Raw genomic sequence first — 12,802 nt, 5'->3', positions numbered from 1 at the left:
GCGTAGTCCCGGGCGGAGCGGGGCCCCGGCTCGTAGGGGCGCCGGGCCCCGCGCGGCCCCTACGAGCCGCCGGCCTCCGCCGGCTCCGGCGCGATGGACCGCAACAGCAGGTCGGCGAAGTACGCGCCCAGCTCGGCGCCCGACAGGGGGCCGTCGGCGTGGTACCAGGTGCCCAGGTGGTGGACGGAGCCGAAGAAGAAGTCCACCACTATGTCGGCCGGGACGTCGGAGCGGAAGACGCCCTCGCGCTGCCCCTCGGCCACGAGGTCGCGGAAGCGCTCGTGGTAGCGGCGGCGTTCGGCGCGGACGCTCTTGTAGGTCTCGGGGGCGAGCTGGTGCATGGAGCGGAAGAAGATCTTGGAGTCGTCCAGGTTGGCGACCGAGGTCATGACCACGTCGGCCGCGGCGGCGTGGAGGCGTTCGGTGACGGTGCCCGGCCCGTCGGCGAACATGAGCAGGCGCTCCATCTGCATGCGCAGGACGCGGCCGTAGATCTCGTGGAGCAGGTCGTCCTTGGAGTCGAAGTAGTGGTACATGGCGCCCTTGGTGACACCGGCCGCGGTGACGATCTCCTGGACCGAGGTGCCCTCGAAGCCCCGCTCGGCGAACAGGCGGGTGGCCTCGCTGAGCAGGCGGCGGCGTACGGGCTCGGGTTCCGCGGCGGCGTCGCGCGATCGGACCGCGCTCGGCGCCCGGCTGGCGTTTCGCGCCATGGCTCGCCTCCCCTATGCTGCAGGCGGCAGGCAGCGCCGCCACCGGTAGGATACCGACTGGTCGGTTGATCAGCGAAAGGACACTGCCGCGCTTGCCGTAATTCACTCACCACGCGATTCCTTCTCCGGCAGGTGGGGAATCCCATCCGTGGCGAGGGTCTTCAGCGTGGCAGATCGCTCGACCATGCCTTCAACCGGGTCGGACCTTTGGAGCGCCGCCATGCCAAGCGGGTCTATCTACGTGCCGCAGGACGACAAGTTCACCGGCGCGTCGCCCCAGCAGATGTATGAGAAGTTCTGGGTCGAGGGCATCCCCGATCGCAGGAAGATGCGCGCGGTGAAGGCGGTGGTCGGCCTGGCCGTCGGCATCGGGCTGGCCATGCGGTTCGCCCTGCCGCAGCCGGTGCTGGTCGGCATCGTGGTGGGCCTGCTGGTCGCCGCCGCCGACGCGTACTGGGCCTGGCACCTGCACGAGAGCACCGCCGTGTGGCGCGGCAAGCGGCGCGGCGAGGTGCTGACCGGCAAGATCCTGCGCCGCGGGCTGGCCAAGCAGGGCTACCAGATCCTCAACGGCCGCGCCGTGCGCGGGCAGGCGTCCATCGACCACCTGGTCATCGGGCCCGGCGGGGTGTGGATCGTGGACAACGAGGCGTTCGGCCCCGACGTCCACATCGAGCAGTACGGCGGCAAGCTGTTCTTCGGCGAGAAGTACGGCGCGAGCATGGCCAAGGGCCTCAACGACGCCGCCCTCGCCCTGGCCGAGGTGCTGACCGAGCGGTCGGGGGTGCCGGTCACCATCGAGCCCCTGCTCGCCGTGTACGGCGGCCACCTGCCGCGCGGCAAGATGGTCAGCGCCGAGGGCCTGACCCTGATGCGCCCCCGGCTCATCCCCAAGATCATCCGCAGCCGGGCGACCGCCGCGTTCTCCGACGAGCAGGTCGAGCTGCTGGCCCGCACCGCCGCCCGGGAGCTCAAGCGGCTGAACTAGCGGCGCGGTGTGGCTAGGTGTGGCTAGGTGTGCAGCTAGGCCAGTTCCTCGATGAAGGCCGTGAGCTGGGTGACGTTGCGGCACTCGTACATCGGCACCACGGCGCCGTAGGCGGTGGCCTCGGAGTCGCCGGTGTCCCACTGGGGGCGGGGCTCCGGATTGAGCCAGTACGCGTGCCGCGCCCGCCCCGCCAGCGCGGTCAGGGTGTCCAGGGCCGGGGGCTGGTAGTTGGAGCGGGCGTCGCCGAGGATCAGCAGCGAGGTCTTCGGGCCGATGGCGTCGGCGTACTTCTCGGCGAACCGCTCGAACGCATGCCCGTAGTTGGTGCGCCCGAAGCGCACCATGTCGGCCTCCTGGGTGAGCCGGGTCATGGCCTCCACCAGGTCGGCCCCGGGCACGAAGAACCGGGTGATCTCGTCGATCGTGTCCACGAACCCGAAGGCGCGCACCTTGCTGAACTGCTCCCGCAGCGCGTACGTCAGCAGCAGCGTGAAGTGGGCGAACGACGACACCGAGTCGCTGGTGTCGCTCAGGATCACCAGCTCCGGCTTGTGCGGGCGGCGCGGGCGGTTGTGCGTGGTCAGGGGCACGCCGCCGGTGCCGAGCGAGGCGCGCACGGTGCGGCGGAAGTCGAGGCGGCCCCGGTGGCCGTGGCGGTGCTTGATGACCAGCCGGGTGGCCAGGCGGCGGGCCAGCGGGTAGACCTCGCGCCGCAGCCGGGCCAGATCGGCGCGGGTGATGCGCAGGAAGTCCACCTGCTCCAGCGGCGGGCGTACGGCGGAGCGGGCGATGCGCTCGACGCCGGAGTCCTCGGCGATGCGCCGGCGCACGTCGGCGGCGACCGCCTCCTCGAAGCGGCGGATGTTGTCGGTGACGCGGCGGCGGACCATCCGCTCGGCCAGGCCGCCCCGCTCCCGGCCGGCCAGCGCCTCGGCGAGGATGCGGGCCATCAGGGTCTCGGGCGACAGGGCGCGCAGCACCGAGTAGGAGAACCAGTTCTGCCTGCCGGCGGCGGCCGGCTGCCGGCCGTACCGCTCGACCATGGCGCGGGCGAACTCCGCCATGCTCCCGGCGGCCTCGTCGCCCATGAGCAGGCGGGCGAGCTGCTCGCGGTGCTCGGGCAGGCCGTAGCCGGTGGCCCCGCCCGTCGGCGGGCGGGGCGGCTCCGCCTCCTCCGCGCCGGCCTCGCGCGCGGCGGTGAGGGCCGAGGTGACCGGCGGGAACCACAGGTCGAACAGCATGTCGAAGCCGGGCCGGTGCGCCGGCCGCTTGACCAGCGTGGCGGCGTACGCGGCGCGCAGCGACTCGCGCTCCGACAGGTCGATCAGGGCCAGCGCCCGCGCCGCGTCCAGCCCTTCGGCCGGTGACACCGGCAGCCCGGCCTCGCGCAGCGCGCGCACGAAGCCGACATGCCGTCCCACCAGCCCGTCGCCGGTCACAGCCCGAGTTCCTTCCTGGCCCGCGCCTGGTCGGAGGCGTGCTTGAGCACGACGCCGAGGGTGTCGGCGACGGTGGCCTCGGAGATGTCGTCGCGGCCGAGGGCGAGCAGGGTGTTGGCCCAGTCGATGGTCTCGGCGATGGACGGCGACTTCTTCAGCTCCAGGCCGCGCAGCGTGGCGACCATGCGGGCGAGCTGCTCGGCCAGGTCGGCGCGGATGCCGGGCACCTGCGACAGCACGATGTCGCGTTCGCGCTCCGGGGTGGGGTAGACGAGGTTGAGGTACAGGCAGCGCCGCTTGAGCGCCTCGGACAGCTCGCGGGTGGCGTTGGAGGTCAGCACGACGAACGGCCGGACGGCCGCGGTGATCGTGCCCAGCTCGGGGATCGTGATCTGGAAGTCGGACAGGATCTCCAGCAGCAGGCCCTCGACCTCGACGTCGGCCTTGTCGGTCTCGTCGATCAGCAGCACCGTGGGCTCGGCCGAGCGCAGCGCGCGCAGCAGCGGCCGCTCCAGCAGGAACTCCTCGGTGAAGATGTCGTCGTGGGTCTCGTCCCACGACTCGCCCGCGCCGGCCTGGATGCGCAGGAGCTGCTTCTTGTAGTTCCACTCGTACAGCGCCCTGGCCTCGTCCAGGCCCTCGTAGCACTGCAGGCGGACCAGCCGCGCCCCGGTGGCCGCGGCCACGGCCTTGGCGAGCTGGGTCTTGCCGACCCCGGCCGGCCCCTCGGCGAGCAGGGGCTTGCCCAGCGCTCCGGCCAGGAACACCGATGTGGCGATGGCGTCGTCGGGCAGGTAGTGGACGGCGGCCAGCCGCTCGCGTACGTCGGAGGGCGAGGCGAACCACGTCGTCATCTGTGCTCCCGGTCAGAACCCGAATGTTGTTCTAGAATAACCGGTGGCCGATGCGCGTGGGGGGTGCGGGGACCGCGGGGGCGCGCGGTCCCCACACCGGGGAGCGCCCCGGAGGAGAAAGCCCTGTGCCAGCAAAGGCCTCTCGCCGGGAACGTGGGGATGTATCGCCCTCGGAGCGGCCGCTAGTAGGAGTAGCCGCTGTTGTTGTTGCTGTTGTTGCTGTTGTGCTGGTTCGGGTTGTGCGTCGGGTTCGTCGTCGGGGTCCCCTGGCTCGCCGTGCCGCCGGCGGTGATGATGCCGAGCAGGCCGTGCTTGCCGCCGTCGGTGCCGCCGCTGAACCACAGGGCGTTCGTGCCGCCGTTCTCCGCGGTGCCGACCTGGAGGTCCCACAGCCCGGAGATCGTGATCGGCCTGCCGTCGGGGTGGCGCAGCGCGCCGAGGTGACGGCCGTTGCGCGGGTTGTAGGCGTGGATCGAGCCGTCGCCGAAGTTGCCCACCAGGAACGCCCCGGTGAGCCCGCCGAAGTTCTTCGGCGCCGCGGTCATCGCCCAGGGCGCGTTCAGCGGGCCCCGCGCCGCCAGCCTGCCCAGGAAGCGGCCGGAGGCGGAGAACCTGCTGACGAAGCCCTTGCCCTGGCCCGCGACCGACTTGCCGGTCTCGGGGTCGCGCAGCGCGTACGCCACGTACACGAAGCGCCCGACGACCTCCACGTTGAACGGGTGGTAGTTGTCGGGCAGGGCCGGGTCGCGGAAGGCGCGCCGGCCGAAGTTGACCCGGTCGAACTCGCCGTCGAAGACGTGGATGCGCCCGTTCGCGAAGTCGGCGGCCAGCAGGAACGGGCCGCGGTTGGTCTCCATCAGGGCCAGGCCCTTGTAGTCGGCGCCCCGGGTGAACGCCGCGATGATCGCGCTCTTGGGGTCGGCCTCCGCGTTCCATCCGGTGACGGCGCCGCTGGGACTGACCGTGATGAACGACGCCGGCCCGGAGCCGGCCTTGCCCTTGACGACGAACTCGTCGGTGGGGTTGAACACCTGCCCGGTCGGCCGCCCGCCGGGTATCCACACCTCCGTCTGCTCCTTCTTCAGCGCCCCGGCGGCGCCGGAGTAGACCGTGGACAGGTCGCTGCCGGCGTCGGAGACCCACACGGTCTTGCCGATGGCGATGCCCCACGGGTTGATCAGCGCGGGATCGTGGATCGGCGCCTGGCCCTTGACGTCCGAGACGAGGTTCGTCTGGGTGAACTTCAAGGACGTGCCGGTGGTGCCGGTGGTGCCGGTCGTGGTGGCGGTGGTCGTGCCTAACAGGGGGGTGGTGCTTGCCGAGGTTGCCTGCGCGGGGATGGTGCCGGTGGTGGTGCCCAGCACGAGGGCCGCGGCGCAGAGCGTGACGATACGTGGCCGCATCGGGCCTCCTTCTCTCGTCGGCTTGCGCTAACGCTTACGACGCGAGGTACGCGTGTGACGCGTGGGAGGTTCATCCCCGCCACGCGCCCACCCGAGGAGGACCGGGCGCGGCCGTCGGGCTCAAGCGGTCCGGCCAGGCAGTCCGGCCAGGCAGTCCGGCCAGGCAGTCCGGCCAGGCGCTCAGGCCGGGCGGTCAGGCGCTTCTGGGCACCCCGGCGAACTCCAGCGGCCGGTGGACGCGCTGCGGCGGCACCATCTCCGGGGTGACCACGACGACCGGGCAGCGGGCCCGCGCCAGGCACGCGGTCAGCACCGGGCCGAGCGGCCCCTGGGAGTCGGGGTCGTACGGGCGGCTGCCCAGGACGAGCAGGTCCGCCCCCTCCGAGTAGCGGAGCAGCACCTGCACGGCCGGGCCGTGCGCGACGATCGGAGCGAGATGCGGCGCGAGATCGGCGATCATGCGGGCGGTGTCGGCGCCGGCGGCCTCCCGTTCCTCGTCCGGGCGCGGCACGTTCCCCATCGGCGCGTACGAGGCGCGGCACTCGCCCGACCACTGCCAGGCGTGCACGGGCTCGATCACCGCCCCGCGCAGTTGGGCCTCGCGCAGGGCCCAGATCAGGGCCGAGGCCGAGGCCGAGGAGTGGCTGAACCCGACGACGATGCGTGGCTGGTCTGTCTTCTCGCTCACGGTTCGAGGATTAACGCCGCAGGGTGAGGGAGGGCCAAAGTGGAGGGAAACCGGACCCTAAATCATGAGATGACCGCTACGCCGGGTCGTCTCGGGGGTTTACGGGGCAAGGTAGATCTTTTGAGCCAAACGTGGTGATTTGATTGCTTCGTCCGGATTTGCCCCGTAGTATCCATTTCGTTATCGACCAGGGACGCGGGCTTCAACCGAAGCCGGCCTGGTCACGCCGAGTCCCGGACCCGCCGCGCGGGCCACGGGAGCCGGGGACCCGCTTCGGGGCGTCACCGCCCCTTGGGGTGAATCCGCGACGAGCGGTAGGGCATCTCCATGTCCGAACCCGACAGCTAACCCGGTAGGCGCGATGGAGAGGAGAACACCCGTGGGTAACCCCCCGCCCATCCCGGCGTTCCGCCGTCACCCTTCGGCATCCCGCCCATTGGCCGTCGGCTGCTGATCCGCGGCGATCTACCCTTTCCTGCCGCGATCTTCTGAACTCTGGCGACGATCCGCGCCCTGTTTGGCGCGTCGATCCGTGCCGTACGAGCCGTGCTCCGCGTAGCGAGCCATCCAGCTACGCCAACAGTTGACCGTTTGCTGAGCGCGTCTCGACCCGTGCCCGCGCCCCTGCCGCGCGTACGGATTTCCCTGTTGCCTCACAAAGGATCCCCCATCTTGATGAACGTCTCCTTCGGCCTGCGTGCCAAGCGTGTCCTCGTCGCCCCCCTGCTCGGTGCCGCCCTCGCCGGCTCCGCCGCCGCGGCCGGTGCCGCCCACGCCGACACGGCCAAGCCGGCGGACCCCAAGCCGGTCGCACAGGAGAGGGTGCTGCTGAAGGGATCGACCACCGCGTCGTACTTCTGGGACGACGGGTCCGGGCGCGCCGGCGACACCGGGATGCCCGCCATCGGCAAGCCCATGCAGAAGGGCATGTTCGCCAGCCCGAGCTGGCCCCTCGGCACCGAGGGCTACGTCATCTACAAGGGCAAGAAGGCGCCGTTCTTCATCGGCGACCGCGGCCCGGGCGTGCCCTCCAGCAACGGCATCATGCTGGACATCGACGCCAAGACCTTCGCCGACCTCACCGGCGGCCGCTTCAACCCGAGCACGCTCATGGTCACCGGCAACGGCGGCCTCGGCCACATCGAGGTCGAGTACGTCGTGACCAAGTGGGGCTCGGGCGCGGGCAAGAAGGACCACCCCGTCGCGTTCGCCACCGGCGCCTACAAGCGCTTCGACCGCACCCCGGCCGAGCCGCCGAGGATCGTCGAGGCCGCGCCGGACAAGCCGGCCGAGAAGGCCGGCGGCGCCGTGGCGACCGTCGCGGCCCCCGGCGCGAAGACCCCGGCCTTCGTGCCGGCCAAGGCTCCGGCCCCGGCCCACGCGCCGGCCAAGGTCGCCGCCGCCGACTCGGAGCACGGCCGGCGAGATGACATCGCCCAGGGCGAGAGCGGCCCGGCCGACATCGCCGGCGGCCTGGCCGTCCTGGCGGGCATCGCCGCCGCCGGCGGCGCCTACGCCGGCCGCGACAGGCTGCGGGCCCTGGTGCGCCGCTGACAGGACCTTTCCCCGGGGCGCCGCGCGGCATCCGACCTGCCCACGCCGCGCCGCGCCACCCACCGGGCGCGTGAGCATCCGCCCACGCCACGCGCCCGCCGGAGAACGGGCGTCCTCTACTTCCCCCTTAGAGGACGCCCGTTCGTCCGTTTTCGCCCATGCCGTGCTTGTCACGCTTGCAGCGCTTCCGCGCTCTCCGCGCTCTCCGCGCTCTCCGCGCTCTCCGCGCTCTCCGCGCTCTCCGCGCTCTCCGCGCTCTCCGCGCTCTCCGCGCTCTCCGCGCTTTCCGCGCTTTCCGCGCTCTCCGCGCTTTCCGCGCTTTCCGCGCTCTCCGCGCTTTCCGCGCTCTCCGCGCTTTCCGCGCTCTCCGCGCTTTCCGCGCTTTCCGCGCTTTCCGCGCTTTCCGCGCTTTCCGCGCTTTCCGCGCTTTCCGCGCTTTCCGCGCTTCCCGCGCTTTCCGCGCTGCCGCGCTTTTCGGGCCTTCTGTGCTCTCCGGGGCGCGGCGGAGCGCCTTGCCCGGCTCGTCACCCGAATGTCATTCTGGTGCGCATGACATCGCGCGCCGCCGTCAACGGGATCGAGATCGCCTACGAGACCTTCGGCAGGCCGGGCGACCGGCCGCTGCTGCTGATCATGGGGCTGGGCTCGCAGATGATCCTCTGGGATGAGGAACTGTGCGAGATGTTCGCCGCCCGCGGGCACCACGTCGTCCGCTTCGACAACCGCGACGTCGGGCTGTCCACGCACCTGGACGGCACGCCCGTGCCCGACCTGGCCGCGGTCGCGGCCGGGACCGCGGCGCCGCCGTACACGCTGGAGGACATGGCGGAGGACGCCGCGGGGCTGATCGACGCGCTCGGCTGGGACAGCGCGCATGTCGTGGGCGCGTCTATGGGCGGGATGATCGCCCAGGTGCTGGCCATCGCGCACCCCGGCAAGGTGCGTACGCTCACCTCGATCATGTCCACGACCGGCCCCAACGTCGGCCAGCCCACCGAGGCCGCCATGGGGGCGCTGATGCGCCCGCCCGTACAGGACCGGGAGGCCGCGGTGGAGAGCGCGCTCGCGGTCTGGAGCGTGATCGGCTCGCCGGGCTACCCGATGGACCCCGAGAAGATCGCCAGGACGGCCGCGCTCGCCTACGACCGGGCCTACGACCCGGCCGGCTCCACCCGGCAGCTCCTGGCCATCTTCGCGGCCGAGGACCGCACCCAGGCGCTGGGCAGGCTGTCGATCCCCGCGCTGGTGATCCACGGCGAGGCCGACCCGCTGGTGCAGCTCTCGGGCGGCAAGGCGACGGCGGAGGCGATCCCCGGGGCGCGGCTGATCACCTTCCCCGGCATGGGGCATGACCTGCCGCGCCCGCTGTGGGAGCGGATCGTGGACGAGGTGAGCGCGCTGACCGCCGCCGCCTGACGGCTCAGACGTCCAGCCGCTCCTCGATCAGCCGCAGCGTGTGCCGGGCCATGGCCAGGTTCGCCCGGTTCCGGTCCAGCGCGAGGTACAGGAACAGGCCCTTGCCGGTCCTGCCCGACACCGGGCGCATGACGTGGTACTGCGTGCCCAGCGTGATCAGGATGTCTTCGATCGCGTCCTTCAGGCCGAGCGAGTCCATGGTGCGCAGCTTGGCCTTGATCACCTCGGTGTTCCCGGCCGCGGCCACCTGGAGGTCCAGTTCTTTGGACCCGCCGAGCTGTCCCAGCGCCATGCCGCTGCTGTAATCGACGATCACCGCGCCGAGCGCGCCGTCGATGCTCATCATCTCCTTGAGAGAGACGTCGATTCCGGCCATGTCCTGCCTCCGTTCGATGGGTTTGCGTGGTGCGCGATGGGCGGCGCCGCCCCCAGCGGCGCGCGCGATGCGATGGCGGCCACCTTCTCGGCCGTCTTGCGGCCCTCCAGCCGCAGCAGGCCGAGGTTCGCCCCGGGCCCGGCCAGGACCGTCAGGACGACGCTGGGGCCCGCCGTGTAGCAGGCGGCGTAGCCCTCGGTGCCCGTGATCAGGGTCTCCTCGAAGCCGCCGTAGCCGATCATGGTGATCATGCGCCGGCTCAGGGCCAGCAGCGCCGAGGACAGCGCCGCGCTCCGCTCCGCCAGGTCGGTGTCCGCGGCGTGCTCGTCGCCGGTGCGCTCGTCCCCGGAGCCGCGCGCGTCCGGGGCCGCCTCGGGGTCGCGGGCGATGGTCAGGCCGTCCACGCTGCACGCGATCGACCCGCGCACCTCCGGGGCCCGCTCCCGCAGCAGGCGCATCTGCGCGTGTACCTCGGCGCGTACCTCGTCGGTGGTTCCCACCTGAACCTCCCTGGTGCTTCTCGCGGGCCGGTCACGGCGCGCTCAGAGCATCCGCTCCAGCGCGTCGCGGAGCCGGATGAGCATGCTCACGTCGGACGGATCACCGGTGACGGCGGGCCAGCCGCCGCCGGCCGCGCCGGCCCTGGCCGGAGCCACGGCCCCGGACGGCCGGGGGCGTCCCTTGGCGGACGCTCGCCGCGGCAGCTTCCCCGCCGGCTGATCCGCCGCCGGCCGCTCCGCCTCGGGGGCGGAGGGCTCGCGCCGTTCCGGCCCGGCGGCGGGCCGCGGCGGCGGCGGTTTCATCAGCAGGCCCGCCGCGGCGAGCCGGCGTACGGCCATCAGCACGGAGTAGGCCGGACGCCCGAGCCTGCGGGCCAGCTCGGCGGGCGTCGCCGTGCCGTCCGCGTTGACCAGGACCTCCCACTGCAGCGCGTCCAGCACGACCCGCTGGCCGGGCAGCCGCGGCACCGGGGAGACGGGGAGCGTGTCCAGTTGGGCCGATGGCCAGACGTCGTTCAACCGGGCCCTCCTCCGTTCGCACTCCCGGAGCAGCCCGGTGACGTCGAAGTACCAGTACGGGCCCAGCCAGTGCCGCTCGCCGGGGACGAACCGCGGGCGCGTGGCCGCGGCGGCGAGCAGGAAGTACACCGCGTCGAGCACCAGCCCGAGCACGCAGAACTCCAGTTCGCCGCGCGTCAGGACGCCCTGCGCGATCAGGGCGCCGCCGCCGTCGGGGGGCCTGTGCGAGGTCCTGCCCCGGGCCCCGTCCTCGTTCGCGTCCGTCGCGGCCCCGTTCGCGGCCCTGTTCGCGTCCCCGTTCCCGGCCCCGTTCGCGTCCCCGTTCCCGGCCCCGGGCGCGCCGGTCGCCGAGGCCGCCCGGCGCGCTCGCTGCACGGCCGCCGCCGAGACGCGCCCGCTGGCGGTGAGCACGTCCTCCAGCCGGGGGCTGTGGGCGCTCTCCGCGAACGTCACCCGGCCCTCGGTGAGATACACGGTGCCGGAGCGGCCGGCGCGGAGGGCCCCGGTCGCGCCCTCGCCCGCCAGGCCCGTGAGGATGCTGTCGAGTCGCGGCATCGTCGGCGCCGATCACGTCGTCAGCCGGGCCGAGATGGCCTGGAGGCGGTGCCGTGCCAGGGCCAGGTTGGAGCGTTCGACGTCGATCCGCAGGTAGATCACCATCTCCCCGTCCAGCACGGTGGTCACGGGCTTGAGCAGATGGTGCCCGCGGTCGGTGGTCACGATCATGTCGTGCATGCGCAGCGTGCCGGTGGTCATCGCCTCGGCGAGCCCGTCGAGGGTGGCGCGCAGGGCCTCGTTCAGCGCCGCGGCCGAGCGCTCGGCGTCGAGGTGCTGCCCCGAGCCCGCGACCGCCACCGCCGTGCCCGTCGCGTGATCGACCACGAGCGCGTCCAGCACTCCTGGGATGTCCATGAGCTCTGTGAGGCAGTCTTCGACTCCGGGCACGGTTCTCCTTGCCGAGGTTCCCCTGCGGGTCGTCGGAAAGCGTAGGAGGGCCGGGCGCGTGCGTTCCGCCGGCATCCGGTCACGGATGCCGGCGGATGCCAGGATCGCCTACCTCGGTAGGAGAATGCTCACTCTGGTTGGCATAGATGGTCCCGAATCCCATTCGGGGGGAATTATTCGTCCCCGGGCTCGGGCAGCAGCGCCTTCTCGTCGGGCTTGTACACCAGGACGTTCTCGATGTACGACTTCACCGCCGCGGGCAGGCCCACGTCGCGGCCCTCGGCCTCCGACAGGAACCAGCGGTGGTCCAGCACCTCGTGGAACAACTGCGCCGGCTCCAGCTTGCCCCGCAGCTCCACCGGGATCGCGGCGACCGTGGGCTGGAAGACCTCGGCCAGCCAGCGGTGCGCCACGATGGCCTCGTCCTCGTGCCGCAGCCCCTCCTGCACCCGGAAGGAGTCCAGGTCGTTCAGCAGCCGCCGGGCCTGGTTCTCCTCCACGTCCAGGCCGGTCAGGCGGAGCAGGCGGCGCTGGTGGTGCCCGGCGTCCACGACCTTGGGCCGCACGATCAGCCGGCCGGTCCCGGCCTTCCTGCGCACCATCATCTCGGCCACGTCGAAGCCGAGCGAGTTGAGCCGCCGGATGCGCTGCTCGACCCGGTGCCAGTCCACCTCGTCGATGATCTCGTCCTGGGTCAGCTCCGCCCACAGCCGGTGGTAGCGCTTGGTGATGTCCTCGGCGATGGCCTCCGGGTCCAGCGACGGGTGCAGGAACCCGCCCGCCTCCAGGTCGAGCATCTCGCCGAAGATGTTGGTGTGCGCGATGTCGATGTCGCCGGCCCGCTGCCCTTCGCTGATCATCGGGTGCAGCTCGCCGGTCTCGGCGTCCACCAGGTACGCCGCGAACGACCCCGCGTCACGCCGGAACAGCGTGTTCGACAGCGAGCAGTCGCCCCAGTAGAAGCCGTACAGGTGCAGCCGCACCAGCAGCACGGCCAGGGCGTCCAGCAGCCGGTTCAGCGTGTCGGGACGCAGCGTGCCCGACATCACCGCGCGGTAGGGCAGCGAGAACTGCAGGTGCCGGGTGATCAGCGCCGAGTCGAGCGGGCGCTCGTCGCGGCCGGTGCGCCCGGTGACCACCGCGACCGGCTCCACGGCCGGCGCGTCCAGCCGGTTGAGGTCCCACAGCAGCCGGTACTCCGCCTTGGCGTAGCGCTCGCTGATCTCCTTGACCGCGTACACCCGGCCCGACAGGCGCACGAAGCGCACCACGTGCCGCGAGATGCCGCGGGGGAGCGGGACGAGCAGGTGCTCCGGCCACTCCTCCAGGGGGACGTCCCAGGGGAGACGGATGAGGTCGGGATCGTCGAGCGCGCCCGTCATCTGCAGCGGCAACCCACGGCTCCTC

Annotated in this window: 13 protein-coding genes and 1 riboswitch; of the genes, 3 read left to right on the top strand and 10 right to left on the bottom strand. The window is 72.2% G+C overall.

The features are described from left to right. Positions 1–59: 59 nt before the first annotated feature. Positions 60–713 carry a TetR/AcrR family transcriptional regulator gene (locus HNP84_RS30840; protein ID WP_185053429.1) on the bottom strand — a complete coding sequence of 218 codons (654 nt, stop codon included), beginning with the start codon at positions 711–713 and terminating at the stop codon, positions 60–62. A 220-nt stretch (positions 714–933) separates the two neighbouring features. Here HNP84_RS30840 and HNP84_RS30835 point away from each other — a divergent pair, with 220 nt between their 5' ends. Then, complete coding sequence (locus HNP84_RS30835; protein WP_185053428.1) at positions 934–1,701, top strand: nuclease-related domain-containing protein; 768 nt, start codon at positions 934–936, stop codon at positions 1,699–1,701. A 35-nt stretch (positions 1,702–1,736) separates the two neighbouring features. Here the strand turns inward: HNP84_RS30835 and HNP84_RS30830 are convergent, their stop codons facing one another. The 4 genes from HNP84_RS30830 to HNP84_RS30815 form a co-directional block, all read right to left on the bottom strand. Further along, the gene (locus tag HNP84_RS30830) at positions 1,737–3,140 is read right to left on the bottom strand and encodes a vWA domain-containing protein (protein ID WP_312926066.1); all 1,404 of its coding nucleotides are present in this window, start codon (positions 3,138–3,140) and stop codon (positions 1,737–1,739) included. After that, positions 3,137–3,994 (bottom strand): AAA family ATPase, encoded by an 858-nt coding sequence (locus tag HNP84_RS30825; RefSeq protein ID WP_185053427.1) that lies wholly within the window; start codon positions 3,992–3,994, stop codon positions 3,137–3,139. The genes HNP84_RS30830 and HNP84_RS30825 overlap by 4 nt, the downstream gene beginning before the upstream one ends. Positions 3,995–4,176: 182 nt before the next feature. Next, a complete protein-coding gene (locus HNP84_RS30820) occupies positions 4,177–5,397 on the bottom strand; it encodes a TIGR03118 family protein (RefSeq protein WP_185053426.1) in 1,221 nt (406 codons plus the stop codon). A gap of 193 nt (positions 5,398–5,590) precedes the next feature. After that, the gene (locus HNP84_RS30815) at positions 5,591–6,085 is read right to left on the bottom strand and encodes a universal stress protein (protein ID WP_185053425.1); all 495 of its coding nucleotides are present in this window, start codon (positions 6,083–6,085) and stop codon (positions 5,591–5,593) included. 214 nt (positions 6,086–6,299) lie between these two features. Further along, a riboswitch (cyclic di-AMP (ydaO/yuaA leader) is annotated at positions 6,300–6,459 on the top strand. A gap of 301 nt (positions 6,460–6,760) precedes the next feature. Between HNP84_RS30815 and HNP84_RS53695 the strand changes: the two genes are divergently transcribed. Then, on the top strand, positions 6,761–7,639 hold the full coding sequence (locus HNP84_RS53695; RefSeq protein WP_312926065.1) for a hypothetical protein: 879 nt from the start codon (positions 6,761–6,763) through the stop codon (positions 7,637–7,639). Positions 7,640–8,188: 549 nt separating this feature from the next. Continuing rightward, positions 8,189–9,055 carry an alpha/beta fold hydrolase gene (locus HNP84_RS30800; protein WP_185053424.1) on the top strand — a complete coding sequence of 289 codons (867 nt, stop codon included), beginning with the start codon at positions 8,189–8,191 and terminating at the stop codon, positions 9,053–9,055. 4 nt (positions 9,056–9,059) lie between these two features. Here the strand turns inward: HNP84_RS30800 and HNP84_RS30795 are convergent, their stop codons facing one another. From HNP84_RS30795 to HNP84_RS30775, 5 genes are all read right to left on the bottom strand, one after another. Beyond that, positions 9,060–9,431, bottom strand: coding sequence for a hypothetical protein (locus HNP84_RS30795; protein ID WP_185053423.1), 372 nt, complete (start codon positions 9,429–9,431; stop codon positions 9,060–9,062). Further along, positions 9,398–9,931: a roadblock/LC7 domain-containing protein gene (locus HNP84_RS30790; protein ID WP_312926064.1), complete on the bottom strand. Its 534-nt coding sequence runs from the start codon at positions 9,929–9,931 to the stop codon at positions 9,398–9,400. The genes HNP84_RS30795 and HNP84_RS30790 overlap by 34 nt, the downstream gene beginning before the upstream one ends. 42 nt (positions 9,932–9,973) lie before the next feature. Continuing rightward, positions 9,974–11,005 (bottom strand): MarR family transcriptional regulator, encoded by a 1,032-nt coding sequence (locus tag HNP84_RS30785; protein ID WP_185053422.1) that lies wholly within the window; start codon positions 11,003–11,005, stop codon positions 9,974–9,976. A gap of 12 nt (positions 11,006–11,017) precedes the next feature. After that, positions 11,018–11,395: a roadblock/LC7 domain-containing protein gene (locus HNP84_RS30780; RefSeq protein ID WP_185053421.1), complete on the bottom strand. Its 378-nt coding sequence runs from the start codon at positions 11,393–11,395 to the stop codon at positions 11,018–11,020. Positions 11,396–11,568: 173 nt separating this feature from the next. Beyond that, positions 11,569–12,789: a DUF4032 domain-containing protein gene (locus HNP84_RS30775; protein ID WP_185053420.1), complete on the bottom strand. Its 1,221-nt coding sequence runs from the start codon at positions 12,787–12,789 to the stop codon at positions 11,569–11,571. Between the last annotated feature and the right edge of the window lie 13 nt (positions 12,790–12,802).

Source organism: Thermocatellispora tengchongensis, assembly GCF_014202315.1.
GTDB classification, from domain to species: Bacteria; Actinomycetota; Actinomycetes; order Streptosporangiales; family Streptosporangiaceae; genus Thermocatellispora; species Thermocatellispora tengchongensis.
This window is presented reverse-complemented; position numbering and strand designations above follow the sequence as displayed.

Excerpts from the sequence above, each read along its gene's own strand:
- HNP84_RS30800 (WP_185053424.1), top strand. The coding sequence starts at position 8,189 with ATGACATCGCGCGCCGCCGTCAACGGGATCGAGATCGCCTACGAGACC.
- HNP84_RS30840 (WP_185053429.1), bottom strand. The coding sequence starts at position 713 with ATGGCGCGAAACGCCAGCCGGGCGCCGAGCGCGGTCCGATCGCGCGAC.
- HNP84_RS30785 (WP_185053422.1), bottom strand. The coding sequence starts at position 11,005 with ATGCCGCGACTCGACAGCATCCTCACGGGCCTGGCGGGCGAGGGCGCG.
- HNP84_RS30820 (WP_185053426.1), bottom strand. The coding sequence starts at position 5,397 with ATGCGGCCACGTATCGTCACGCTCTGCGCCGCGGCCCTCGTGCTGGGC.
- HNP84_RS30795 (WP_185053423.1), bottom strand. The coding sequence starts at position 9,431 with ATGGCCGGAATCGACGTCTCTCTCAAGGAGATGATGAGCATCGACGGC.
- HNP84_RS30825 (WP_185053427.1), bottom strand. The coding sequence starts at position 3,994 with ATGACGACGTGGTTCGCCTCGCCCTCCGACGTACGCGAGCGGCTGGCC.
- HNP84_RS53695 (WP_312926065.1), top strand. The coding sequence starts at position 6,761 with ATGAACGTCTCCTTCGGCCTGCGTGCCAAGCGTGTCCTCGTCGCCCCC.
- HNP84_RS30835 (WP_185053428.1), top strand. The coding sequence starts at position 934 with ATGCCAAGCGGGTCTATCTACGTGCCGCAGGACGACAAGTTCACCGGC.